The organism is Diplocloster agilis (assembly GCF_019042275.1).
Taxonomy (GTDB): Bacteria; Bacillota; Clostridia; order Lachnospirales; family Lachnospiraceae; genus Diplocloster; species Diplocloster agilis.
In genome coordinates this window covers 19,773-46,428 of sequence record NZ_JAHQCW010000046.1, presented here as the reverse complement: position 1 = coordinate 46,428, position 26,656 = coordinate 19,773, and the positions used below count along the sequence as shown (strand labels likewise).

The following is a 26,656-nucleotide window of genomic DNA, read 5'->3' as shown; positions in this document are numbered from 1 at the left end:
GAACCGGGAACACATCACGTGTTCCTGGTGAATAGGCTCGGTTCCTGAACCCGGCTTTTCGATTCCACTTAGCGGATGCCAGCGCAAGCCCTCCGCGCTCCCAGGGAGATACAAAAGAACCCGGATGCCCGGAGCGTCCCCGGATACCGCCTGCGGTTCCAAGCCGTAAGCGGCGGGCATACGAAGCCCCCGGGAAGAACGCCAAGTTAGTGTGACAGCCCACGGTTCAGAGGCTCTTGCCAGTCGGATGTGAAGTCCGCCGTGCATCCCACCCCCGGGTCTCCTCAAGCTTTCTAATATCCCTCGGTCTCGTCAGCCTTTCCTCCTTCGCAGATGACGCGGGTGGAATTGCAGCCTACGCCCAGCCGGTCGACGCCCATCTCCACAAATCTGAGGGCTGTCTCCAGGTTGCGGATTCCTCCGGAGGGTTTTACTTTGATTCTGCCGCGGGAGGTGTCAAGCATAGTCTGGACCGCCTCTGCGGTAGCGCCCTCACCGTGGAAACCGGTGGAGGTTTTTACGAAATCGGCATGGGCCCGGATGCTGCACTCGGTGGCTTTGGCAATCTGGTCCTGGTTGAGCTGGCTGGTTTCCAGGATTACTTTTACTATGGCGCCGTTTTGGTGGGCGGCTTTCGTGACCGCCTCAATCTCTTCTTCCACTCGGTCCCACTCTCCGGAACGGGCGAAGCCGTAATTCATTACCATGTCCACTTCTACAGCTCCCTGTTTGGTGTAGATGTCGGCCAGGGCGGCTTTGGCTTCTTTTCCTCCATGTCCGTGGGGGAAGTCCAGTACGCAGCAGACTTCTGTGTTGGTTCCGCGACACATTTCTACCGCCATTTTGATGTCACAGCCCCTGACGCATACGGTTTTTGTCTCATAGCGGATGGCTTCTTCGATGGATGCTTTCACTTCTTCTGTTGTCATTTCCGGATTCAGGATTGCATGATCCAGGTATCTGTTTATTTCCATAGTTTATAAACCTGCTTTCTATTTTTTAGTTTATGAATTACGTTAATGTTCCCTCTTATTGCTTCATGGCGTCGAGCATGGCTTGCGCGCATTCCTTTACGGATCTGCCTTTCAGGAACAGGCCGGAGGTTCCTCCGATCAACATGCTGGCGCCGTGCTGAACCAGGGTCGGGATGGTATCCGTATTTACATTGCCGTCGGCAACGATCTTGGTGTCGATGCCGTGTGTATCCAGCATCCGGCGCAGCGCCGACATCTTTTCAAAGGCCGCCGGCTGTATTTTCTGACCGGAAAATCCGGGATTCACGGTCAGCTTGATGATGTACTCGGCTTCTTCCATGGCTGGCAGCATGTCTTCTGTGGCTATGGTCTCGCTTCGCAGCGCCAGGGCCGGCTTGGCTCCCAGTTTACGAATGTAACGGAAGGCTTCCATCAGGTCTTTCGTCCCCTCCGGGTGAATGGTGATAATGTCCGCTCCCGCTTCTATGAATTGGGCAATGTAAAGTTCCGGCTCGTAAACCGCCAGATGCACCTCGATGGGCAGTTCGGTATGAGGACGCATCATCTGCAGGGTCGGAAGCCCCAGAATGAGACATTGGTTAAATCTGCCGTCTACTACGTCATAGTGCATGAAATCAATGGGCGCTTCGTGAATTTCTTTAAATTGGCGCTCCAGATTATATAAATCAAAACAGGAGACAGATCCCCCTAAGATGTAATTGTTCTTCATGAATGTGATTCCTCCATGTCTTCTATGTTCTCCCTATTCTCCATCAGAAAGCGGTTGCCAATATAGGCGCTTCCGATTGCTACGTTAAAGTTTCTCTGATCCGGACGAATGCTTCTAAGCAGCGGCGAGTACATAGTCTCCTCGTCCAGCCGCATGACATTGTAAGTGGGATTATGCGCATGCAGGCCTTCCGTCAGCAGCTCGTAGGCCCGGTTGTTCGCGATAATACCGCCGCTTAACAGACGTGTGGTGACAATCTCCGGAAAGATCATTTTGTCCTGGTCGATCAGCACGCCCAGCGCTTTTCCCATGGTGCGGAAGGCCGCCTCTACCGCCGGTGTTCTTTCATCCAGCTGAGCGATTAAACGCCTGGTGAGCTGTCCCCTGCGATCCTTAGGCGCCGTGACGGTGGTCAAGCTGTCCCGTTCAGGGGCATAATTGATCAATCCCTCTTCCAGCAGGCGGCCGTAAAGCGGGTCCTTCGCTTCATAGAGCGCAGTAACCGCCATCCGGAATAGGCCCAGCTGGGAAATATATTTCTGAATAGTTCCGGGGATTCCCGTATTCATACTGCAGACGCTGCGGATATCAGCCGCCGGATAGGACGCGTAAGCCTCATTACCCAGGTCAATCACATGCTGAAATCCTTCCAGGGGAATATGCTGGATCGTTCCGGCTCTGGAAATGAACCCGGTCCCCATCTCTGTCCCAATGGTGTTAGCGAACATACCATAAGCATCTATAAAATTATCCGCCGAAAACGCCTGTTCCACACTGGTAATATAGGACGCCGCATTCCCGTCGTTTAACACCACTACCGGCGCGCCTTTTTTCACATAACCGGCTACCATCCGGTCAATATCGGAAGTCTTAAAAAATTCTATCTCATAATCCGTATCCGGGTTATTTTTAAGGCCCAATTGCTTAAAAGATTCGCCGCCGGCTATTTTATTATGGACTACAATGTCCGGAAAACCGATCACGACAGAGTCAAACCGCTCTTTCGTGCGGATTCCCTCTTCTTCCAGCTTTTCCGTCCATTTTAGCAACTGGTGATAAGGCATTTGACTGTCCAGGGTTTCCCGAATCCTGTCAAGCGTCCCTTCTTTTTCCAGCAGCCCCGTGCAGGCGCTCAAGAAACGCACCATCAGGATCATAGGCGCATTCATCTCTTCCGCCACTTTATATCCCGTGGGATACCACTGATATTCCTTCAGCACCTTGACTTTTCCGTCCTGAACCACAGCGCCTTTGATCGAATTTCCTCCCACATCCAGGGAGCAGAACGTCCTGTCCTCCATTTCGACGGCCGACCGGCGCAATATATCCTGTTCTTTCCCGCCATCTTCGGGCAAATAAATAAAATACTGCTCCATCTCATCAAGATCCGGCCAAGCCTCCAGCGCACAGACCTCTATGCGGAATTTTCCCAGACCCAAAAACACATTCATCCGATTAATATAATTCAGATACACTCCATAGCCGGTTCTGTCATTTCTCACATGATCCGCCTGAAACCTGCTCAAAGCCCGCGCAGCCATCTCAGCCAAGTTCTTATCGCTTAAGTCAAAATACAATTTCAGCAGTGCTCCGCCAAAGGATACCAGCAGATTATTGATCATCGCCAGCAGATATTTTTCATAAAGCCCGGCATTTTCCTTAAGTTCTTTTCCCTTCGGAAACGGAAAACTCAATTCACGGTACCGTCCCCGTTCATCCACCAGCAGCAGTAATCGTATGATCTGCCTTTCTTCCTCCGGAAGGCCCGCTATTTTCATCTGCAAATCCGATATGTAAATGGGTGCGACCCCTTTCTGCACTTGATCTCCCATATGCCTTTCCCTTCTTCCCCTGTGTTGCTTTTACTAGGGATCTTTTTGTTGTGGTCCGGAGCGGGCTGGCGTCAGGACCGGCTCCGGGGCAGCGCACCCACAGGCAGAGGCTCCAAATCGCTTCGGCCGGACCTAAGAACGGGTAACTCCGAAGAGGGCGAAACCTCTGATTAGCAGGACCCGGGGCAAACTCGCCAAAATACGGCTCAGACAGTGCCCCGGGTCCTGCGAGGTTTCGTCCTCTTCTGCGTAACCCGTTCTAAGGTCCGGCCTCAAGCGATTTGGAGCCCCTGCCTGTGGGTGCGCTGCCCCGGAGCCGGTCCTGACGCCAGCCCGCTCCTGCTTTACTAACAAATTAGTTGCCATGGCACTTCGCTTTCACCAGGAAAGGGAGCGTGGAGTCCGGAGGACGGACGGTTTGGCTAAGCGGTCCAAAAGAAGCGGCGGCCAAATCGCTTGAGGCCGGACCTAAGAGCGGGTTACGCAGATGGCGTGAGAACCTTGCAGAGCCCGGGGCACTGTCTGAGCCGTATTCTGGCGAGTTTGCCCCGGGCTCTGCGAATCAAAGGTTCTCACACCATCGGAGTTACCCGCTCTTAGGTTCGGCCGAAGCGATTTGACCGCCGCTTCTTTTGGGCCGCTTAGCCAAACCGTCCGTTCTCCGGACTCCACGCTCACGCCCCTTTTGAAGTCTCCTAAACCAGAACCAGTCTGGTTTTCGCTTCAATCCGCTCCCGGTCTGCCTCCGGCATCCCTGTGTCCGAGATCACCAGATCCATGGCTTCCCATGGAAGTCCTTCCACCAGGGTTCCCCGCGCGCACTTCGTACTGTCAAAGATGGCGATACGCATGTCGCTGTTTTTGGCGTAGAGCAGCTTTGCGTCTCTGTCATCAAAGGAAACCGCCCCGATTCCATCCCGGTTGACAATTCCCACGGTTCCCAGGATACAGACGGACATGTGGATAGATTTTAGGTTTTGTAACGACCAATAGCCGTAAAATCCCCGGTCCACTTCTCGCAGCTGTCCTCCCGTGCAATATAGCCTCGGGTTTCCTGCCTCCGCGTAGATATTGGCGGCGTCCAGCGAACTGGTTACGACGATCTTTGTCGGATCGCTGACCAGAAGCTTCGCCACATGCCATACAGTGTTCCCGACATCCAGTCCCACAAAGACAGAACTTCCCTCCGGCAGATGCTTGATCGTCTCTGCCGCTATCCGCTCTTTTGCGGATTGATTGGTGGTGGTCCGCACGTACATTAGGTCATCCGCGTAGTTGATCAGCAGATTCACCCTTCCATGCTTGCGTTCTACCATACCTTGTTTTTCCATCTCGATCAGATCCTTTCGGATCGTCTCATTTGACACCTGCAGTTCCGCTACCAGATCACTTACCAGCAGCGTGTGCCGGGACGATAAAGCCTCCAATATTTTATTCCGCCGTTCACATAATCTCTTATCTTTGGACATCTTTATCCTCCCATACAATCATGAAATATAGTATAGAATATTATACTACTTTTTTCTTCTTTCTGGAAGCGATAGCGCCCTGGAATATCTCCAAATATGCGGCTATGATAATAACCAAACCGGTTGCCACATACTGATAGTAGGTATTTACGTTGAGTACGATCAGACCAACCTTTAAGCCGGAGAAGAGAATGGCTCCAAGGACTGTGCCGAGAGCGTTTCCGCGGCCGCCCGCCATACTGGTTCCGCCGATCGCGGCGGCGGCGATGGCATTCAGCTCCCAGCCGTTGCCGGTGGTGGGATCTCCGGTTCCAAGTTTCGCCACCTGGATCAGGCCCGCCAGTGCGGTTCCTAACATTCCGATCGCATATGCCATGGTCTGTGTCAGCTCCACACGCACGCCGGAAAGCCTGGCCGCTTCCATATTTCCGCCGATCGCATAGATGTATGTGCCAAGACGGGTCTTGCGCAGCAGGATATAGACAAGGATCGCAAACGCGATGAATACCAGAACGGAAATCCGGATACCTCCGACAATCTTGATGTTCAGGATGTTTCGGAAGGAATCAGGTACTCCCAACACCGGATAGCCCTCCGTTATAATATAGGCAGCGCCTCTGTAGACGGACATGGTGCCCATGGTGGCAATAAACGGCTGGAGTTTCATTCTGGATACCAGCAGGCCATTGAGCAGACCGAAGGCAAATCCTGCAAACAGACCGACGATCAGACACAGCACCGGGTTTAATCCTTTTACCGCCATATTGGCGACAATACATCCGGACAGCGCCAGGACGGAGCCTACGGACAGATCGATTCCTCCTGTAATAATAACCATTGTCATACCGATACCCATCAGGCCGTAGATCGTGGCCTGATCCAGGATATCCACAATATTACTGGAAGAGATATAGATTGGATTCAGAATACCGAAAATAATGAACATGACGGCGATTGCCACGATGACACTCAATTCCCGGTAATTATTCTTAATGATCTTTTTCATGGTTTCCTCCTTTTTGTGCGAATTTTTTTTGTTCAACCTTGGCTGCCTCCCACGGCATATGTAATAATACGCTCTTCCTCAAGCTCAGAGCGGTCTAGCTCGCCGACCAGCTTTCCTTCTCTCATGACCAGGACACGGTCGCTCATACCTATGACTTCCGTCATTTCGGACGATACCATGATAATGGATTTTCCGGCTGCTACGATCTCCTCCATCAGTTTGTATATCTCCGCTTTGGCCCCGATATCAATTCCTTTTGTAGGCTCATCCATAATCAGGACATCCACATCTGTGGACAGCCATTTGGCCAGAATGACCTTCTGGGCGTTGCCGCCGGACAGACTGACGGTTAAAAACTCCGGATCATTGGGTGTCAGTCCCACTGTTTCGCCTACTTTTATGGAGTTTTTCTGTTTTAATGATTCCTTTACAAAAATACCCCTGACATATTTGGTAAGGCTGGCTAGGGCGATGTTATCGGCATTGTTAAAGTTCTTCACAAAGCCTTCTTCTTTCCGGTTCTCGGACACCAATCCGATTCCCATCTTTACCACATCGTTGGGAGTCCGGTTATGCGGCAGCGCTTTTCCGTTATAGATCACGGTTCCCCCGCTTGCCTTATCGGCGCCGAAGATCGCCCGCATAACCTCCGTACGCATGGCGCCCACCAGTCCGAAAAATCCCAGGATCTCCCCTTTCTTAAGTTCAAAGCTGATATCATCAAACCCGGCAGGGCCGCTTAAATGCTCTACTTTTAATACCGTATTGTTCTTATCTACGCAGGACGGCTTCAGCCTCTGGGCAAACATGGATACGTCACGTCCTACCATGTTCTGAACCAGATCCTCCTCCGTCGTTTCTTTCATATCCAGTGTTGTCACATATTTTCCGTCCCTGAGAATACTGGCACGGTCACAGATCTGAAAGATTTCATCCATTTTATGACTGATATAAAGGATCGTAATTCCCTGTGCTTTCAGATCCCGTATAATTTTAAACAGCGTTTTGACCTCTGAATTACTTAAGGAGGACGTAGGTTCGTCAAATGATATGACTTTGGCATTCATATATAACGCTTTTGCAATCTGTATCATCTGTTTTTTACCGGTGGACAGAGTACCCACCCTGTCGTCTGCGTGAAATGCACAGCCCAACCGGTCTAAGAGCTCCTGCGTCTCTTTTTCCATCTTTTTTCTGTTTAATAAAGGACCTTTTGTCGGTTCCCCGCCCAGCATCATATTCTGGGCAACGGTTAATTCCGGTATAATATTGATTTCCTGATGCACTTTCGCGATTCCGTAATGGATCGCTTCCAGCGCGTTACGAAACTTTACTTCTTCCCCTTCTATAAAAACTTTACCTTGTGTGGCCGGGAACATTCCATGCAGAATGTTCAGCAACGTGGATTTTCCCGCTCCGTTTTCACCAAGCAGCGCATGCACCTCTCCCTGCTTAACAGAAAAAGAGACATCGTCTAAAGCTTTCTGGCCCGGGAAAATTTTGGTTATGTGCTGGAACTCTATATATTTATCCATGGTCGCCGCCTTTCCCTTCTCTCTATATAGGAATAAGAATTTCCGCAGGTGAAACTCCTATTTATTCAACAGGAGAACTCTCCTTTTGAATAAAATATGGGCTGCCACACTTTCCTTTTCCTGCCGTGCGACAGCCCATTATGCCTCAGAGGGCATATGTCATGGGATACTTATTGTACCGCCTGGCTATCAGCTGCCCGATTATTCAACGGTAAAGCCCTTCCATCCAAGGATTTCTTCATTTGAAAGGTTACAGTTATCCGCATCAACAACAGCGTGAGGAGAATAAATCTTCTCGGGAACATCCTGTCCGGATAATTTACGTACCAGCATCTCCGCTGCTACCTGAGACTGGTAGAACGGGAAATCATTGATGGTTGCACTTAATTCTCCGGCTTTTACGGAATCCAATGCCTCGCTGGTTCCATCGGTGCCGACTACCAGACATTTGCCCAGTAAATCCGCTTCTTTTACAGATTCTAATACACCCATAGCCATGGTGTCATTGTTTGCGTAGATAGCCTTCAGATCCGGATACTGTTTCAGAATGGTAGCGGATACATCTTTTGCTTTTGTACGATCCCAGTCCGCGTTCTGCGTAGCTACGATCTCAATATCAGGATAGTTTGCTTTTATGTAATCCACGAAGCAATCGGTACGAAGACGGGCCGCTTCCGCTGTAGGAAGTCCCTGAACAACTGCCACCTGGCCTTTGCCGCCGATCTTAGTAGCGATCCACTCTGCTGCCAGTTCTGCCGTATCCTTATGGTCTGCGCCTACGATCGGAAGATCTACGTTGGCATCTTTATCATTTACACAGATCAGCGGGATTCCGGCTTCTACGCCTTCCTCAATGGCTGCCGTCAGGTTCGTATCCGCGATGGGAGCAACCATGATACCATCGTATTTCTTGTTGATCATATCTTTCATAACAGCTTCCTGGCCCTGTACGTCGGACTCGCCGTTTGCCGCCGCTACCGTAATGGTAATATCAAGTCCTGCTTCTTTCAAAGCCTTACCGGCTGCCTCGGCTCCTTCTTTTTCCATTCTCCAGAATTCGTTTTCCAGAGCTTTTGCGGTAAATCCGATCTGGAAGGTTTTGTCGGATTTGGGGATCGGTCCCAGACCATCCTTAATATCATTATACTTCACAAATTCTCCGCTGGCCGCTGCAGGTGCTTCAGACTCTGCCGGCGCCTGGGTAGCCTCCGGTTTCTCTGTAGCCGCAGGCGCTTCGCTTGCCGCCGGCGCCGGTGTAGCCGCAGGCGCCTCAGCCGGCTCCTCCGCTTTGCTGCCGCAGCCGGCAACCATAGTCACTGCCATTGCACATACAAGTAAGACTGAAACTAGTTTTCTTTTCATTTCCGTTCCTCCCTGGGACTTTTTATAGTTGTTAATCCTGATCTTCATGCAGTCAATTTCCAATTTATAACGCCAAATATTGGATTTCCAATAATTTTCGTTTTAAAATTGGATTTTTAGATTGCATTTCCAATCGATATGGTTATATTACCACCTGTTTTCCCATTTGTCAAGCAATTCATTTGTCATTTTGTACATTTGAATTTGTTAAATAGTTATCTTAATTATGCACTTTCCAAAACATTTGCTTTTATCCTTCATTTATTATATAATATTTTTGACAGTACAAAAATTGGATTTCCAATTTTCAACACATTTATATGGGATTCAATGAAATTCACCAGAAAGGAAAGAGTAAGATGAAAAAGAATGTTGTTATTTTAGGAAGTATCAACTGTGATATCGTAGCTTCCGCGGCTAAACTTCCGGCAAAAGGCGAAACGGTAAGCGGCAGCTCGGTCGACATGTTCAACGGCGGAAAGGGCGCAAACCAATCCGTTCAGTGTTCCTTACTTGGCATGCCCACCAGCCTTATCGGACAAATCGGCAATGATATGCAGGGCAAAACCGTTTTCCAGGGTCTCCTTGACAAAGGCATCAACTGCCGGTACATCCATCATTCGGACCACCACCGCACCGGCTGCGCTTCTATATACCTGGACCCCGCCGGTGACAATATGCTGGTCTATGCGCCCGGTGCGAATCACCATATTACACAGAAAATGATCGACGACGCCAGTGAGGCCATCGGTTCCGCAGGGGTCTTTCTGACCCAGACCGAACTGAATCTGGACGCTGTCCAATACGGGCTGAAGACCGCACATGAGAGCGGAGCGATAACAATCTTAAATCCTGCTCCCGCCATCCCTCTGCCCGACGATATTTATCCCCTTATCGACTATATCACCCCCAACGAAACCGAAAGTGAAGTCTACACCGGTATCCTGCGCAAAGACATGCCCATCGAAGACTGGAAAGAGCAGACCGCCCGCTGGTTCATCGACCGGGGTGTCCGCAACCTGTGCATAACCATGGGCGAAAAAGGCGCCTTTTATTCCAACGGAACCGTCTCCGTCAGTGTCGACGCCTTCCCGATCAAAGCCGTAGACACCACCGCCGCCGGTGATTCCTTCCACGGAGGACTGGCCTACGGATTAATAAACAATTATCCCATAGAGACCTGCCTGAAAATCGGAAGCGCCTGCGGCGCCCTCGCTGCGATGGGACTGGGAGCCCAGAATTCCATACAGCCTCTGGAACGTGTACTGAGTTTCCTGAGCGAACACGGCGTCCGGCTGTAGTCTCCGCCCCCTATAACAAACTCATAAATAATTGCCCAAAAGCCCGCTCTTTCTATACATACGGGTTCCCCCATCAGAAAGGAACACACTCATGAACAAAAAACGCATCTTATTAACCGGCGGCAAAGGTTTCTTCTGTTCCCGGTTGGCCGACTATTACAAAGACGACTATGAGTTCCTGGTCACCGACAAAGACGACCTAGACTTTACCGACAGACAGGCCGTTCTGGACTGCGCCCGTGCCTTTCACCCAAACCTCATCATTCACGCGGGAGCCATAGCCGTCACCGATTTTTGCAACCAGCACCCTGAAGTCGCCCGCAAAGTCAATGTAGACGGGGCTCTCCACGTCGCCGAAGCAGCCCGGGAAGCTCACGCCCAGCTCATCTTCCTAAGCTCCGAGCAGGTATTCAACGGCAACACCAACGGCGGCCCCTTCCGCGAAGAAGACGAAGCCGTCCCCAACACCGTCTACGGCGCCAACAAACTGGAAGCCGAGGCCCTTCTAAAAGAAATCCTGGACGAACTCTGGATCGTCCGGTTCACTTGGATGTTCGGCCTTCCCGAGCGCAACAAAAACATGTCCAACGGAATCCTCTGGGACACCCTCACCAAGCTGCGCAACCAGGAAAAAATCATAGCCTCTCCCCACGAATTCCGCGGTATGGGCTACATCTACGAAACCATCGCCAACTTCCAAAAGCTCTTCGACGCCCCCTACGGCACCTATCACATGGGAGCCACCAACAACGAGAGCCGCTACGACACCGTAAAACACATCCTGCATCTTCTGGGCCTGGATTCCAAACTAGACCAGATCCTGGAAGAAGACACCGTCCACTATCTGGACCACAACCGGGATGTGCGCCTGGACACCTCCAAAGCCAACCATGCCGGCATGTTCTGGACCGACACCCACGACGCCCTGGAACTCTGCCTGAAAGAATTCGGAATCATACGTTAAAATCCGGTTCTATAAAAACCCCCCAGTATCCCTCCTAACTCTTCCAGATATCCCGCACAAAATCCATCCCGCCTCAACTCACACCAGTGCAGCAGAGCAACCGGGTGATCCGGGGGCATGAGGGCAACGGGGGATTCACGCACGTCCCCGACGGGACTACCGGCGCATACACAGGAGGAAATTGCTGGGAAAATTACATTAGCTGGACTTACGAAGGGTTTCAAAAAGCCCCGTTTTCCGTCACACTGTCCGAGCCGTTCTTTGGCGAGTTTGTGACGGAAAATGTAATAAGGGCTTTTTGAAACCCGTAGTTAGTCCAGCTTATGTAATTTTACCGCAATTTCCTCCTGTGTATGCGCCGGTAGTCCCGTCGGGGACGTGCGTGAATCCCCCGCTGCCCTCATGCCCCCGGATCACCCGGTTGCTCTGCGCCGCCCCCTATTTAAGCCTGAAAATAATACCCCACGCCCCACTTGGTATGGACATACTTAGGCTCACTTGGGTTAGACTCAATCTTCTCCCGCAATCTCCGGATATGCACATCCACCGTCCGGACATCTCCGGGGTACTCATAACCCCATACGATGTTCAGCAGATTTTCCCGGCTGTATACCTTATTCGGGTTAAAGACCAGCAGTTCCAGAACATCAAATTCCTTAGCGGTCAGATTGATCTCCTTGTCCGCTATATAGACCCGCCTGCTCTCGCAGTCCAGCTTCAGATCGTTGATCTCCACCACTTTTTTCTGAGCGGCGGCGCCGGTATTCTGGTTCATACGGCGCATGATCGCTTTGATACGGGCTTTGACTTCCAGAATGTTAAAGGGCTTGGTTATGTAATCATCCGCACCGTATTCCAGGCCCATGATCTTGTCCATATCCTCCCCTTTTGCCGTCAGCATGATAATGGGCATATTGGAAAATTCCCGGATCTGCTGGCAGACCTGCAGTCCGTCGATTTTCGGAATCATAATATCCAATAATACGATATCGTACTCTGTCTCACGGGCTAATTTGAGCGCTTCTTCCCCGTCATAGGCACAGTCCACCTGCATATCATCCTGCTCCAGGCTAAAACGGATCCCTTTCACGATTAATTTCTCATCATCCACAACCAATGCTTTCTTTGCCATATTTACCTCCAGTGTCGCCTGCTCTGCGTTTTGCTTCCAGGTATACATCAACAATTGTTTCACAATGCGTTCTTACTTTACACGGATCAGATCCTTGATTTTATGGAACACGCCTTCTTTGATTCCCTCAATCTTTTTTATCTCGTCTATCGTCTTGAAGTCTCCGTGAACTTCCCGATATGTAATAATACTCTGCGCCTTGGATGCACCGATCCCGGGCAGAGTCATTAGGAGGTCTTCTCCGGCCGTATTTATATTTACCAGGCCGTCTCGTGCTTCTTCCACGGAGTCCGGGGGATTTTCCAGTGCGCCTGACTGCTCCAGTTCCCTGGTTTCCTCCTGGGTGGGAACCAGAATCTTCTGGCCGTCCGTTACCGGCTGGGCCAGATTCAGATATTCCTCTGCCGCATCCTCCGTAACGCCACCGGCCGCTTCAATCGCCTCGAATATCCTGGTATCCGCATCTACCTCATAGACCCCCGGCCTTGCAACCGCGCCGCAGACGTAGACGAACATTGGTACCGGTTCCTGATCTGCTTTTGCCTGTAACGGATCTGCGGTTGCCGGAAACTCTTCCGGGGAGGGTTCCAGTGGCTGAACCGCCGCATCCTCCTTAAGCGCTCCCGCGGCAGATTCAAAGACTGCCTCCTCTTTTGGCCGGCAGCTGTACAGAATCCCGCACAGGAGACAAAAGGCCGCCAGCAACGCAGCTTTACCTATTTTCTTTCTATCTTTCATTCCTATCGCCTCTTCGACCATAGGATACCCTTACCACAGGACTCTTATATTTTATCGGATATTATCCCTAATTACAAGACCCATTTCTCGTTCACTTCCATTTGAAGATGACGATACCTACGATCGCTACAACCATTCCCGCAACTTTTCTCCATTCCAGCGGCTGCTTCTCCACGCCGAACATCCCGAACAGCTCGATCAGATAAGCTACGGCCAGCTGTGCGATTACGATCAGCATGACAGACCGCGCCGGTCCCAGAGACGCCATGCTGCGGATCACCGTGTAGGTGATGAAGGCTCCTAAAACGCCGCCCAGAAGCACGTATTTATTATCCATTTTCCAAAGCCCGGAAAAGCTTTCACGGCCGGTAAACAGCCATGCCGCCAGACATACCAGCAATGCGGAAAATTGTACCCAGCTGCTGGATACCCAGATACTCGTATTCTTAGTCACTTCCGTGTTAAATACTCCCTGGATGCTCATAAGGGCACCCGAAATCAGTGCAATAAAAATTCCAATCATAACGGCCTCCGATACTATTTTCCTAAACTTCCCACCGGAAAATCCGGTTTCTAAGTCTAGTCTGCCCTTATGACTGGAATTCATTCAAATTTTATTTTAATTGCTTCGTGATCAGGTCAGAAACCTTTTGTAATTCGCCCGGCACATCCGCACCCTGCCAGATGTTGGCAAAGGTTACTTCCATCTGGATCCAGTAATTGCTCAACTCCATAATTTTAGGCACGCCGGCCGCAGTCTGATAAATCTCCTTGAGGGTGTCCACATGCGGCTTGTCCAGATTCAGATCACTTCTGGCGGACATGCGGTTCACCATAGAATACAGGTTAACGGCATAATCATAGGTCAGGTACTTCGCAAAATCTGCCGCTTCCTTCGGGTACGGGGTATACCCATTGACCACCACCACGCTGGTCACCGCCAAAGGCTTCGTCTGCAGGCTTTCGGTCAGATCCGGCACCCTTGCGACGCCATAATCCACCGTGGTCAGTCCCACGGAAGCCGCGGCCTCCATCTTATTCAGATCGTCGGCCCGAACGATCGCGTAGATCGTCTTGCCGTCCATAAAATCTTGTATCACGTCCTCGTCGGAGATCGTCTCCGGATCCAGCGCGAAGAATTCTTTCAGAGACTGATAGTAGGCCATCGCCTGCTGTACCTGTTCGTTATTGATATCGATCTGCACCTTGTCATCTCCGCAGGGACCGCCCAGATTAATGTAATTTCCGGCGAAAAAGTAATCCGAAAAAATATCCGATACATTCCATACGAAGATATTTTCTATCCCTTCCCCGCCTTCAAAGGTATCCGAAAAAGTCAGAATATCATCGATGGTGGCAGGAGCCTCTGCCGCATAAGCCTTATTATAGAGCCGGCAGCTGGTTTCAAAAGACAGCGGATACGCCACCTGTACGCCTTTATACGTCACCGCGTCCAGAGCGATCTGCGGATAATGCTCACTGTTATATAATTGGGAGGCAAACTGGTTTTCCGAAGCCAGACCGGCCAAATGAGCCTTTTCCAGGATGTCGCTTCCGGACATATAAAGGTCCGGCCCGCCCGTCTCTGAAATACTGGCCTTATTAATCTGTTCGATATAATCCACGCCGGAAACCTGCCGGGCCGTCACTTTAATACCGGTGTCCTGCTCATACGCTTTCGCAGCCTCGGTAAAATAATACCCCATATTTTCATCCGAATACCAGAGGGTCAGCTGCGCAGCCTCTTTTCCCTCGTTCTCCGGCTGGCTTTCTTCTTCTGTTTCCTGTATATGGTAAGAAAAAAGCAGCAGTTCCGTCAATACCAGAATAACCACCAGAGCCGAAACTCCCTTTTTCCAAAACTTTCCCATATTTTTCTCCATTCGTCCGATTCCTGTTTACAAGTTAAAGGATAAGCAAAACGATAAGCCGGGTTATGTCGTGGATCATCATCTATCTAGGCCTGTCGTCGCCAACAGGCTCCAGCGACCTACCTAAAACAGGCCGGGCAAGCCTATCGTTTTAATTCGGTCTTGCTTCGGATGGGGTTTACATGTGCCCCTGCCGTTACCGGCAGGGCGGTGGTCTCTTACACCACCCTTCCAACCTTACCAGCTAACGCTGGCGGTACATTTCTGTTGCACTGGCCTTGGAGTCGCCTCCACCGGACGTTATCCGGCATCCTGCCCTGCGAAGCCCGGACTTTCCTCGTCTGGCGCCTTTCGGCCTGCCAGCCGCGATCATCTGTCTTACTTATCCCGCTGATGTCGGCGTGATTACGCCTACAGCCGCTATTTTAACACGAAATGGAGGGGTTGTAAATATGGAATCTTCCGTGGCTTCCCCTACAGAACCTACAGAATCTTCCGGAGCTTTCCCGGGTTTTGAAATACATACGCTTCCTTTTTTATCCAAGCTCCTTTCGCAGGGTCTCCACAATAGGTTCTCTGCTTACTATGCGTCCGCACAGGGTGTAGGTGACAAAAACGCTGCCCAGGATAAGGAAAATCAATGCAAGCATAAGAGGCCAGGGCATAGAGGCCAGGAGACCTGTAACAGTCGGATAATAAAAAAGTTTCGCGGACAGCAGGATCGTAAACAGGCCAAGTACCGCCGAGATCAACGCAGGCGTCAGGATCAGCAGCAGGCTTTCGATCCGGAACATGCGCATAAGTTCTTCCGGGGAGAGGCCCGCAGATCTCAGGATTACGAATTGCTTTCTTCGGGCTGCTATACTTCCGGAGACAGCGGAGAAGGCGCCGGAGACGCCGATCACTCCCATGAAGAGACTGAAAATAACAGCCAGCGTTTTGGTGGCGTTGATTGCTTCATCAAATTCTGTATGCTCATCCTGGACGGTGCGCACCAGATAGTCCTGTTCGCCGTACCATCGGCTTACGATTTTCTCCGCCTGCTCTTTTGTTTCCTGAAGGCCGGCGGTTTCATCGAAGGACTGGCCAATGTAGCAGGTATACTGATCAACTGTCCCCTGCATGGTGTAGCTGTTCATCATATGACGGTAGTGATCCATCGTAGTCAGGATCTCCAGATTGAACGGATAGGCGTCATCGTCAATCCCGGCATAGGTATCGGTAACCGCCGCGATTGTGACCGTATTTTTCCCGTCGGCGCCTTCTTGGTCCGCAGATGTTTTTTCAGTGATGTCGATCCGGTCTCCGGGAAGCAAGGACAGATAGGGGGTGTCCGCGATCTGGTATTTATCCCAGGTGGCACGCCGGCTGCCGTCCGGACGGTTGACCAGGATGACGGAAGGATTCTGCTCATCCCGGATATTTTGGATGACATCCGGGGGGATCTGGTTTGCCTCGCAGTAGGCCGCAAAATCTTCCGGGGAAAGGCCGACAAGCATAACCGGCAGAAAAGGGGTTTGCTCATCGTAATAGTCCCCAAGGCCCTGGCTTTCCTGCGCGAATCCTCCAGCACTGATAAAATCGGGGTGCAGCTGCTCCTTTGTTAAGGATATTCCGCTCAGAACACGCCGGTAAACGGTCTGGCTTTTCAGACCCGGAAGATTTTTCAGCTCTTCTAACATTTCCTGCGGCGGGTCCTGAACCGTGCTTAACATAATCTTTTGATTCTGCCAGAAGTAGGATAACTCTATCCTGTTGCTCAGGGACGCTGCGCTCAGCATGCCGACCGCCCCGATCATCAGCGTAATACACAGGCCTATGCAAAGGGATGTGGCGCGGTATGCCTTTTTCCCGGTATTTAACGTATTTTCCGCCAGCTCACCCGTGTAGCCGAAAAGCCGCGCGGCCAGCCTAGGTTTCCTGAACGCCGGTTTTTTTGCCCCGGACTTCCGGGAACGGATTTTACCGGATTTTATCTTTTTGATCCCTTCCTTTCTATGTGCAGGAGAGGTTTCCTTCACTGCCTCAATAGGCGTCAGTTTTGCCAGCCTTCTGGCTGGTCCCCAGGCGGATAAGAGCACAGTCAGAACCGCAGCCGCGGCGCACAGAAGCAGAAGCTGCCAGGGAACTGAAGCCGGGATCGCCGTCAGATCTGATCCGGAATACAAGTCTGTGCTGGTTCTGGAACCAGCCACACTCCAGATCAGCCCTTTGATGAGAAAAAATCCGCACAGGATTCCGGCCGGCACCGTCAGAAGCGCACATAGCAGGCCCTGCCATAATACACTGGCCCGGATCTGGCCCGGGGAGGCCCCGATACTTTTTAAGATTCCCAGCTGCCGGAGCTGACTCCGGGCTGTGACCGAAAAAGCGTTGTAGATAATGATGACGAAAAGAAGTATAACCCCCAGCGTGCCCAGGATACCGAAGACCAGATAAGGACTGGGTTCCGATGATTCCGGTTGGGCGGGATCTTTGATTCCATATAGCTCCAGCAGATTTTCGTGATAAGATACCGGCCAGGCTCCATCCGCATCCGGATGCAGGTTCAGATTTTCTGCGATCTGCGGCATAATTTCATATGCCATACGCGGATGGGACAGCCGGAGTCTCACCTTATAATTCGTGTCAGGAAACGGTTCGCTCCGGTCTATATAGCCGTAAGCGGTATAGCAGGGATAATCACTTACGCCCTCCATATCCATGATTCCGGTAATCGTTACCTTCATTTCCCCCGATGGGGCAAAGGTTTCTCCAGGCAGCCCCATGGTTCCGTACTCCAGCGTTTTTCCATCCAGCACGCGCATGCCGGCCGGGAGCGTCAGCGTATCTCCCACCTGATATTGGGTATTTTCTGTGAAAAACTGGGTGTTTATCATAATTTCACCGTTTTTTTGCGGAATACGGCCTTCTTTTAGAAGGCTTTTATTGGGCATGGAATCCCACCACTCCTGGTTCAGACGGCTAATCGTTATATAGGCCCGTTTGGTATCCTTTAACTTAAGATACTCCCAGTCTGTCTGCAAAAGCATAGCCTCCACTTCCGGATTTTCCCCGATCAGAGGCAGGCTGTCCCTGGGAATGGTTTCTCTTAAGGAAGCATGGTAGTCACCGGCCTTCTGCCGGAGATAGCTCCCCTCCCTCTGCCATCCCAGAAAGGCTTCCGTACAGACGGCGGCGATCAGCATACTGGACAGGAAAATGGACAGCAAAAGGAACAGCGCCGATTTTTTGCTGGCCTTTAACTGGGACCAGGCGTAGGTCAAAGAGGTGTTCATCGGTCCGTCACCTCATCTTTCATCAGCTTTCCATCTTCAATCGTGATGATGCGCCCTGCCTGGAGCGCTGCATTCTCATCATGGGTGATCAAAAGAATCGTCTGGTTGTACTTTTGGTTACACAGTCGGAACAAGGCCATGGTCTCTTCCGAATTTTTCCGGTCCAAATTGCCTGTGGGTTCATCCGCCAGCAAAATAGCCGGCCGGTAGATTAGACTGCGGGCGATAGCCACCCGCTGCTGCTGTCCTCCGGACAGCTCCCCGGGATATGCCCTCAGACGGTCTGTCAGTCCCAGAGTATCCGTCAGTTCTGCCAGCTCCTCTTTTTCCGGCAGGCGGCCGTCCAGACGCATAGGCAGCATGATATTTTCCAGCACATTCATCGTGGGGATCAGGTTATAGAACTGATAGATCAGTCCCACCTTGCGTCTGCGGAATACAGACAGTTTCCTCTCCGGCATACCCACGATATCGGTTCCGTCTATAATCACCTGGCCTGAGGTCGGGGAATCCACCCCTCCGATCAGATGGAGCAGGGTGCTTTTTCCGCTTCCGGAAGCGCCGACAATGGCTATGAACTCCCCGGAATCGGCCCGGAAGTTTACATGATCCAGCGCGTGAACCGCATTCTCGCCGGTCCCATATGTTTTCGTAAGTTCCTTACATTTTAAAATTTCCATTTTATTATCATCTCCCTTTCACCTCATCCTAACATTCCAAACTAACAATTTAGTGACAAGAGATGATCAATGATAAAAACGCAGAAGAAATCGCGCTCCCCCTGTTGGATTATTTTCGGCGGTCAGACTGGCATTCTGACTCTGAGCCAGCTTTCTGGCCAACGCAAGGCCGATCCCGGTCCCGTCTTTCGCCGAGGAATTTCCTTGGTAGAATCGGCGGAACAGATTCGTCAGGTCCTCTTTTGCAAATCCCGGTCCGTTATCTTCCACCGACACCTGCGTGTAGATCGGATTCTGCTCCCAGTACACCGAAATCCGGCCTCCGTCAGGTGTATGCTCGCTGCAGTTCTTTAGCAGATTGATAAATATTTCCACTGTCCAGTAAAAATCTCCGATGACAGAAGCATCCGACCCTTCCTGAATTGCCACCATCTGCTTTTGGTTTGAAAGAACCGGACTGAGGGTGTCCGCCGCCGCCTGCACAGCGGAGGTGATATCCACGCATTCTCTCTTAAGAGGAAGGGTGCCGGCGTCCAGGCGGGACAGGGTGAGCAGGGACGTCACCAGGCGGTTCATCCGTTCTATCTGTTCCTCCAGCTTCCTGATATAGATCTGCCCATCCCCGCGAACCTCATCCTTAAGCATTTCCGCCATCAGCGTCATGGAGGATACCGGGGTTTTCAGCTGGTGGGATATATCTGCCAGGTTTTCGGCCAGGCTTTTCTGCACTTCCACCGCTTCTTCCCTGGACCGTTTCAGTTCATTGACCGTCTTTCCCAGCTCATCTTCCAGCCTGGAGAAATCGTCTTCTATGGCAAAAGCAAGCGGCGCCTGTCCGCCTCTGTTCACGGTTCTTAGCACCTTCGTCAGTCCCTCGACCCGCCGTTTTAAGCTGCGGGTCTGCAGCATCCGGGTAATGAGCCAGATCACAGCCAGAACGCAAAACAGCAGCATTCCTGCAGGCACAGTTTTTCCTGTAAAATAGCGGACGAAAATCTCAGGTGTATAACCATAGCGTTCCAGTTCCGCCTGCCCTCTGGTGATCATTTTCTCATCGGGCCGCTTTAAAGCCTCCGCCGCCGCAAGGCCGGCGTCTTCCGGCCCGGCCATAACGCCTGCGGTAACCCCGTAGATCTGCCGTGAGGCTACATTGGCAGCCCACCTCCCCAGCAAAAGGCCGCAAAAAGCGCCGAGCCCCAGAATTAACAGCAGAATCGACGCATAGCAGTACATCCTTCTTTTACGGTTCATCGTTATCCTCCCACCCCTTCTTACCGTTCTCCATCCTCCGCATTTTTAAACCAAGGCTCTTCCTCCATGCGATACCCGATTCCCCTAAGCGTCCGTATGAACTCATATCCCTGCAGTTTTTCCCTCAGCCTTCTCATCGTTACGGTCAGCGCATTGTCCCCCACAAAGCTGCCGTCCACATCCCAGACTTTTTCCAGCAGCTGCTGCCGGGTTAAGGTCTGGTTTTTATTTTCCATCAGGCAGAGTAAAAGGCGGTATTCCCCGGCCGTAAGGATAAGCTCCTTCCCGTCCAGGTGTACGGTCCTGGCCTCTTTGTTTAAGATCAGCGTGTCGCAGGTGAGTAACTGGGTCTCCTCCGTCTGAGCGACCCGGCGCATTACAGCCCGGATTCTGGACAGCAGGACCGTGATGGAGAATGGTTTCACTATATAGTCATCCGCGCCCATGTCCAGCCCTTTTACCATGTCTGTCTCGTCATCTCTGACCGTCAGGAACAGGATGGGGGTATCGCTCCTTCTTTTTACCCAGCCGCAAAAATCATAGCCGGATCCATCGGGAAGATTCAAATCCAGCAAAATCAGATCCACCTGGGGAGAAAAGAGGCTGCGGGCCTGTTCCAGATTTGGGCAGACGATAGTCCCATATCCGTTTTTCTTCAATGCCATCTGAATTCCAAACTGCAGCGTATCGTCATCTTCTACAAGCATGATATTTGCCATCCTCTGTTTTACGCCTCCCTTCTCTGCTATCTGTAGTTCTCTATTATAATCTGAAGCGTCCTTTTTCCGTTATATTCATTGACCGTCGGATAATAGGTGACACTGATATTCACTTCACTGTCCGTGCCGTTTAGCATCCGCTGCATCTGCGTCTCTCCGAATTTTTCCGAGATATATTGCAGGAAAGCCGGCACCTCCTGGAACAGCATGGCGTCTATCGTCTGGCCCGCCGTGTTTTCCAGCTGCATTTTCAATACATTTTTATTTTTCCCTAAGATGCGGGCTCCTCTGACCTTCAAATCCTTTTCCGCGAACAAAGGTTTCTGATTCCCTTTTCCAAACGGCTCCAAAAGCTCCAGTTCCCGTATCTGCTGTTCGGTAATATAATGTAACGGCATGGCCACATCGATGGAGACCTTCTCCACAAAATCCTCATCCGTCAGGGTTGTCTGCAGATTCAGCTGTTTTCTCAGTCTCTCCAGATTTTCCGGCAGAAGGGAGCAGCCGGCCGCCATGGGATGTCCGCCGAATTTCGTAAACAGCTCCCGGCATCTGGTCATCTCCTCAAACATGGAATAGGCTTCAATAGAACGGCCGGAGCCTTTCACTCCCTCCTCCGAATCCGTAAGCACGAATACCGGTTTGTGATATTTTTCCCTGATTCTGCCTGCGATAATTCCGGCCAGACTCTCATGGCAATCCGGCAGGTATACTAACAATACCTTATCCTTCTTCAGATCCGTACTGTCGATTAATTCCATGGCCTTCTCGACCCCCTGAAGGGTCATGTATTTGCGGCTGTCGTTCAGCGCTTTTAAGTCGCCGGCCAGCGTCTGGGCTTCCTCGGTATCCTCCGCCTGCAAAAGCTTGAGGGCGCGCTTGGCTGTATCCAACCGGCCGCTGGCATTGATGCAGGGGCCCAGCACAAAACCGATATGATAAGCGGTCAGCTTTTTGCCGGTCAGGTCATTGACCTGGATCAGCGCCCGCATGCCCCGGTTTTGGGTGTTTTGCAGCATGCGCAGGCCGATTTTCACCAGAATCCGGTTCTCTCCCACCAGGTCCATTACGTCTCCCACTGTGGCAAATGCCGCAAATTCCAACAACGGGTAAGCGTCTTCCCGGCGAAAGCCCGCGCTCTCATAGAGAGCCTGGGACAGCTTATAGGCCACCGCCGCGCCGCACAGATTCTCAAAGGGATAGGCACAGTCCTGCTGCTTCGGGTTGATAATGACATCCGCCTGAGAAGTCAGAATCTCTCTGCTGCCGTCTTCCTGTTCTATGTACGGGATATCATGATGATCGGTGACCACCACCGTCATGCCAAGGGATTTCGCATAGGCGATCTGATCGATGGCGGCGATCCCGTTGTCACAGGTCACGATCGTATCGATACCGCTGTCGTAAGCCCGCTGTATCAGCTGTTCATTAATCCCGTAACCGTCCTTGAGCCGGTCCGGAATATCGGTATCCACGCAAGCGCCCAGTTTTTGAAACGCTGTCAGCAGAATGTAAGTGGAGCAGACCCCGTCGATATCATAATCCCCGATAATGCGGATCGCCTTATGTTCCGCGATCTTCTGCCGGATGATGGAGACCGCTTCACGCATTCCTTTCATCAGAAACGGGTCGTGCAGGTCTTTCAGATCTCCGTGCAGATATTCCCGTATCGCCGCATCACCGACCACATCCCGGTTCCGGATCAGCCTGGCTGTTACCGGCGTGATATGAAACTTCTCTGAAATATCCTGAAAGTCTGCTTTTTTCATAGTAATAAACCATTTTTCCATAGTTACCTCCGGTAGGCGCATTTACTGCGTCATAGATTCAGGTATGGGGAATAAGGAAGGGCTGTTGCCCAAAGAAGGTAGCCGGCCGCATGTTTCCAGGTACACCTGAAACACAAACCAGCCGGGAACAGTCTTTTTTGCAACAGCCCCTCACTTATTATTTCCTCTATTTTTCTTTTTTCACCAGTTTTGTCTTCATTACATACCACAGGGCTCCTGTGATACATACGGACGTGTAACCGCCGCAGATGATACCTACCATCAGCGGGAAGGCAAATTCTTTAATGGAAGACACACCCAGTATGAAAAGTACCGCAATGGTGATAAATGTTGTAACCGTGGTGTTGATACTTCTGGACAGCGTCTGGGTAACGCTCTTATTTACCACATCCTGCAACGATTCCTTGTTCTTCATCAGTTTCAGGTTTTCACGGATACGGTCAAAGATGACGATAGTGGCGTTGATCGAATAACCGACGATGGTCAGCATACAGGCGATAAAGGTTCCCCCTACCGGAATCCGCACGACCGCGTAGCAGCCGATTACAACCAGTACGTCATGGATCAGAGCGATTACCGCGCTGGCTCCGAATCTTAAGTCGTTAAACCGGATCCAGATATAGATCAGCATACACAAGGTGGCTATGAGTACGGACTTAAAGGCATCCCATCTCATCTCCTTACTTACCGTGGAGCTGATACTCTCTGCAGTAATCAGGGATTCATCGATATCAAAGTTTTCTTTCAGAGCGTTATTCAGCGCTTCCCTCTCTGAAAGATTCAACTCTCTGGTCTTGATGATGACCTGATTCGTTCCGGCTACCTTCTGGGTCTGAATATTGGCATCCTTTGTGATCTCCTGCACCACCGGTTTTACATTGGCGTCAACCTCCTGGATACTCATATCCTCATTAAACGTCACATTGGTCGACGTACCGCCCATGAAGTCCAGGCTGTAGTTGAATGTCGTTCCTTTCGCCGAATGAACGCCCATGAATACAAATCCAATTAAGATCAGCGCGATGGAGATGGCAAAGAAAAGATTCCGCTTTCCGATAAAATTGATGGCTTTTCTTTCCTTTTGCTGACCGAAGAACTTTTTATCTTTTAATCCTGCCGCATAGAGGGCGTTCAAAATCAACCGGGTAATGACCAGAGCCGTGAACATGGACAATACGATACCAAGAGCCAGTGTCTGGGCAAAACCGCGCACGCTTCCCGAGCCGAACAGGTACAGAACCGCTGCGGCGATCAGGGTGGTAATATTACCGTCCACAATGGCGGACATCGCTTTGCGGAAGCCTTCTTTCATCGCCGACTTCACATTTCGCCCGGCCGTGATCTCTTCCCGGATACGGGCAAATATAATAACATTCGCATCGACTGCCATACCGATCGACAGGATGATACCTGCGATACCGGGCAGGGTCAGCGTAATCTCAAACGCGTTGAGAGTGAGCAGTACAAGCAGTGTATAGATTACCAATGCCAGGCCTGCTGCCAGACCGGGAATCAGGTAGAAGATCACCATAAATACAATCACGAGAGCAATACCGATCGCACCCGCTTTTAAGCTGGTACTGATGGCTTCTTCTCCCAGCTGCGCCCCAACCACGTTAGAGCGGATTTCTTTTAATTCCAGCTGCAGGGAACCGATCCGGATCGTGGAGGCCAGGCTTTCAGCCGCTTCATAGGATTCCATATTTTCAATCACACATTCGCCGTTGGTAATCGCTGATTTTACAGTCGGCGCGCTGACGGTATTTCCATCATAGACAATCGCAATCCGGTTACCGATATTTGCCTGGGTAGCCTCAGCGAACTTCTCTTTTCCCTCTTCGTCAAAAGTCAGCTGTACGACATAATTGTTATTGCCGGTCAGCTTGTCCGTGGTATTTCCCGCTTTCGCGCTGGTTACATGGGAGCCGTCCAGGATCACCTGTCCGTCCTGGGTCTGGAACTGAAGGGAACCGGGTTTTCCCAGTTCTTCCAGTATCGCGTTGGCGTCGGACACGCCCGGGATTTCAATGTTAATCCGGCGGTCCCCCTCCTGATACACCTGGGCTTCCGTACTATAGTTTTCCACACGTTTCTGTAATTTGTAGATGGTATCGCTCATCTGCTCCGATGTAGGATTCTCCTCCACCGACTCATAAGTAATGCTGACACCGCCGGCCAGATCCAGGCCCAGCTTAATGTGCTTTGCCGCACCGCTTTCACTGTCTCCGATTCCCACCGCCGCGGTAAAAACCATTCCCGCTGTAATAAGGGCGGTCAGGATCAGGACAATAATCCCTCTGCTTTTCTTCATGCCTTTTGTACTTCCTTCCTTCTCTTTATTCTGCTGCTTTTATCATGATTGCACATTCCACACGTTTCCTCTGCAATTCACATCCGATATCATAGGCGTCGTTGATCGTGCCATGGAACTGATAAGAATTCGCCGCGCAGCCGCCGCTGCAATAAAATTTGGCAAAACATTTCCTGCATTTTTCTTTTGCATATACATTGCAGCACTTGAATTCGTCTCTCAGTTCCGTATTCTTGACTCCATCATAAACATTGCCCATCAGAAACTGCTCCATACCTACAAACTGATGGCAGGGATACAGATCGCCCCAGGGCGTCACGGCCAGATATTCCGTACCGGAACCACAGCCGGACAACCGCTTGGCCACACAGGGCCCTCCGGTCAGATCTATCATAAAATGGAAGAAATTAAAATCCCTTCCCTCTTTTTTGCGCTTCACCATCTCTGCCGCCAGCTTATCATATTCTTCACAGATCGCCGGCACATCCTCCATCCGGATGGCGTAGGGTTCATCGGGCGCTGCCACCACCGGCTCTACGGATATCTGCTGAAAGCCCAGGTCCGCCAGGTGCAGCACATCTTCGGAAAAGTCCAGATTATTCCTGGTAAAGGTACCCCTGACGTAATAATTCGTCTGTTTCCTGCTTTCGGCCAGTTTTTGGAATTTGGGAACAATCAGATCATAGCTGCCCTTTCCATTTCTGGATGGACGCATCCGGTCGTGGATCTCTTTTCGTCCGTCTATGGACAGAACCACGTTGCTCATTTCCCTGTTGGCGAATTCCATTACTTCATCGTCCAGAAGCACTCCGTTGGTGGTCAGGGTAAAACGGAATTTCTTATCATGCAGCTTTTCCTGTTCCCGCCCGTAAGCCACCAGGTCTTTTACCACCTGCCAGTTCATCAGCGGCTCCCCGCCAAAGAAATCCACTTCCAGATTCCTGCGGTTCCCGGAATTAGCAATCAAAAAATCCAGTGCCTGTCTGCCGGTCTCATAGCTCATCAGTTCCCTGCGGCCGTGATATTCCCCCTCCTCAGCAAAACAATATTTACATGCCAGGTTGCAGTCATGGGCGATATGCAGGCAGAGCGCTTTGACAACCGTCGGTCTTTTCTTAAAATCCATCAGATAATTTTCATAAATATCTTCGGTAAATAACACTCCTGCATTCTTTAACTCTTCAATCTCACCGGCGGCTTCCCCGATCTCATCTGCTGTGTATCTGTCTTGGAGGAGGGTTTTGATCTCTTCCAGGGAATGCTCCTGATAAAGCGGCAGCATGTCGTATACCACTTCATCCACGATATGTATGGCTCCGCTGTTCACATCCATAACGATGTGAAAGCCATTATTTTTATATTGATGTATCACGTCAATCTCCTTTCAAAGGATTCCGCCATCCGGCGGGTGTACAGCCAGTTTAAGCCATACGTATGGATATACATGAACAAGCAGCGACAAAAGCCGCTGCTTCCTGATCTCACACATTACTATTTATTTGTTGTTTTCACAGGTCTGATTTCCCACTGTACAGGAAGTCTTGCATGCCGACTGGCAAGAAGTCTGACACTCTCCGCATCCGCCTTTTTTCATGGATTCCTGTAAGCTCTTTGTATTCAAAGTTTTTACATGTTTCATTTCCAGTATCCTCCTTCTCTAATTCCCAACTGCGCCGCTATACGCAGTTGCTCTTTGACGATTATAACATACTG

Annotated in this window: 22 protein-coding genes and 1 other RNA gene; 2 read left to right on the top strand and 21 right to left on the bottom strand. The window is 50.9% G+C overall.

Going from position 1 to position 26,656, the window contains the following annotated elements; translation table 11 throughout:
- From KTH89_RS20870 to KTH89_RS20835, 8 genes are all read right to left on the bottom strand, one after another.
- Positions 1-180: hypothetical protein (locus KTH89_RS20870; protein ID WP_238722961.1), on the bottom strand; the 180-nt coding region annotated here is incomplete at its 3' end.
- Positions 181-293: 113 nt separating this feature from the next.
- On the bottom strand, positions 294-974 hold the full coding sequence (gene deoC, locus KTH89_RS20865) for a deoxyribose-phosphate aldolase (protein ID WP_238722960.1): 681 nt from the start codon (positions 972-974) through the stop codon (positions 294-296).
- A 55-nt stretch (positions 975-1,029) separates the two neighbouring features.
- The gene (locus tag KTH89_RS20860) at positions 1,030-1,704 is read right to left on the bottom strand and encodes a ribulose-phosphate 3-epimerase (protein ID WP_238722959.1); all 675 of its coding nucleotides are present in this window, start codon (positions 1,702-1,704) and stop codon (positions 1,030-1,032) included.
- Positions 1,701-3,536, bottom strand: a complete 1,836-nt coding sequence (locus KTH89_RS20855) for an acetate and sugar kinases/Hsc70/actin family protein (protein WP_158347219.1) — start codon at positions 3,534-3,536, stop codon at positions 1,701-1,703. Before KTH89_RS20855 ends, KTH89_RS20860 begins: the two co-directional genes overlap by 4 nt.
- Before the next feature lie 695 nt (positions 3,537-4,231).
- Complete coding sequence (locus KTH89_RS20850) at positions 4,232-5,005, bottom strand: DeoR/GlpR family DNA-binding transcription regulator (protein WP_238722958.1); 774 nt, start codon at positions 5,003-5,005, stop codon at positions 4,232-4,234.
- A 40-nt stretch (positions 5,006-5,045) separates the two neighbouring features.
- Complete coding sequence (locus tag KTH89_RS20845; RefSeq protein WP_158347221.1) at positions 5,046-6,011, bottom strand: ABC transporter permease; 966 nt, start codon at positions 6,009-6,011, stop codon at positions 5,046-5,048.
- A 32-nt stretch (positions 6,012-6,043) separates the two neighbouring features.
- A complete protein-coding gene (locus tag KTH89_RS20840) occupies positions 6,044-7,546 on the bottom strand; it encodes a sugar ABC transporter ATP-binding protein (protein ID WP_158347222.1) in 1,503 nt (500 codons plus the stop codon).
- 201 nt (positions 7,547-7,747) lie between these two features.
- Positions 7,748-8,908, bottom strand: coding sequence for a sugar ABC transporter substrate-binding protein (locus KTH89_RS20835; RefSeq protein WP_158347223.1), 1,161 nt, complete (start codon positions 8,906-8,908; stop codon positions 7,748-7,750).
- 359 nt (positions 8,909-9,267) lie between these two features.
- Between KTH89_RS20835 and KTH89_RS20830 the strand changes: the two genes are divergently transcribed.
- Both KTH89_RS20830 and KTH89_RS20825 read left to right on the top strand, forming a co-directional pair.
- Positions 9,268-10,209 carry a ribokinase gene (locus tag KTH89_RS20830; RefSeq protein ID WP_238722957.1) on the top strand — a complete coding sequence of 314 codons (942 nt, stop codon included), beginning with the start codon at positions 9,268-9,270 and terminating at the stop codon, positions 10,207-10,209.
- A gap of 91 nt (positions 10,210-10,300) precedes the next feature.
- Positions 10,301-11,173 (top strand): SDR family oxidoreductase, encoded by an 873-nt coding sequence (locus KTH89_RS20825; protein ID WP_158347225.1) that lies wholly within the window; start codon positions 10,301-10,303, stop codon positions 11,171-11,173.
- A gap of 442 nt (positions 11,174-11,615) precedes the next feature.
- Here the strand turns inward: KTH89_RS20825 and KTH89_RS20820 are convergent, their stop codons facing one another.
- The 13 genes from KTH89_RS20820 to scfA all read right to left on the bottom strand — a co-directional run bounded on the left by KTH89_RS20820 (position 11,616) and on the right by scfA (position 26,582).
- Positions 11,616-12,305: a response regulator transcription factor gene (locus KTH89_RS20820; RefSeq protein ID WP_158347226.1), complete on the bottom strand. Its 690-nt coding sequence runs from the start codon at positions 12,303-12,305 to the stop codon at positions 11,616-11,618.
- 72 nt (positions 12,306-12,377) lie between these two features.
- On the bottom strand, positions 12,378-13,043 hold the full coding sequence (locus KTH89_RS20815; protein WP_158347227.1) for a helix-hairpin-helix domain-containing protein: 666 nt from the start codon (positions 13,041-13,043) through the stop codon (positions 12,378-12,380).
- Between the two features lie 91 nt (positions 13,044-13,134).
- Positions 13,135-13,566, bottom strand: coding sequence for a DMT family transporter (locus KTH89_RS20810; RefSeq protein WP_158347228.1), 432 nt, complete (start codon positions 13,564-13,566; stop codon positions 13,135-13,137).
- A 91-nt stretch (positions 13,567-13,657) separates the two neighbouring features.
- A complete protein-coding gene (locus KTH89_RS20805) occupies positions 13,658-14,914 on the bottom strand; it encodes a sugar ABC transporter substrate-binding protein (protein ID WP_238722956.1) in 1,257 nt (418 codons plus the stop codon).
- 38 nt (positions 14,915-14,952) lie between these two features.
- An RNA gene (gene rnpB / locus KTH89_RS20800) (RNase P RNA component class A) lies at positions 14,953-15,299 on the bottom strand.
- Positions 15,300-15,450: 151 nt separating this feature from the next.
- A complete protein-coding gene (locus KTH89_RS20795; protein WP_158347230.1) occupies positions 15,451-18,192 on the bottom strand; it encodes an ABC transporter permease in 2,742 nt (913 codons plus the stop codon).
- On the bottom strand, positions 18,189-18,872 hold the full coding sequence (locus tag KTH89_RS20790) for an ABC transporter ATP-binding protein (RefSeq protein ID WP_158347231.1): 684 nt from the start codon (positions 18,870-18,872) through the stop codon (positions 18,189-18,191). The genes KTH89_RS20795 and KTH89_RS20790 overlap by 4 nt, the downstream gene beginning before the upstream one ends.
- A 66-nt stretch (positions 18,873-18,938) precedes the next feature.
- On the bottom strand, positions 18,939-20,123 hold the full coding sequence (locus KTH89_RS20785) for a sensor histidine kinase (RefSeq protein WP_158347232.1): 1,185 nt from the start codon (positions 20,121-20,123) through the stop codon (positions 18,939-18,941).
- Positions 20,124-20,143: 20 nt separating this feature from the next.
- On the bottom strand, positions 20,144-20,842 hold the full coding sequence (locus tag KTH89_RS20780; RefSeq protein ID WP_158347233.1) for a response regulator transcription factor: 699 nt from the start codon (positions 20,840-20,842) through the stop codon (positions 20,144-20,146).
- 26 nt (positions 20,843-20,868) lie between these two features.
- The gene (recJ, locus tag KTH89_RS20775; protein WP_158347234.1) at positions 20,869-22,632 is read right to left on the bottom strand and encodes a single-stranded-DNA-specific exonuclease RecJ; all 1,764 of its coding nucleotides are present in this window, start codon (positions 22,630-22,632) and stop codon (positions 20,869-20,871) included.
- 166 nt (positions 22,633-22,798) lie between these two features.
- A complete protein-coding gene (secD, locus tag KTH89_RS20770) occupies positions 22,799-24,943 on the bottom strand; it encodes a protein translocase subunit SecD (RefSeq protein ID WP_158347235.1) in 2,145 nt (714 codons plus the stop codon).
- 25 nt (positions 24,944-24,968) lie between these two features.
- Positions 24,969-26,315, bottom strand: coding sequence for a thioether cross-link-forming SCIFF peptide maturase (gene scfB / locus KTH89_RS20765; protein WP_158347236.1), 1,347 nt, complete (start codon positions 26,313-26,315; stop codon positions 24,969-24,971).
- A gap of 123 nt (positions 26,316-26,438) precedes the next feature.
- Positions 26,439-26,582 carry a six-cysteine ranthipeptide SCIFF gene (gene scfA / locus KTH89_RS20760; RefSeq protein WP_158347237.1) on the bottom strand — a complete coding sequence of 48 codons (144 nt, stop codon included), beginning with the start codon at positions 26,580-26,582 and terminating at the stop codon, positions 26,439-26,441.
- Positions 26,583-26,656 lie beyond the last annotated feature (74 nt).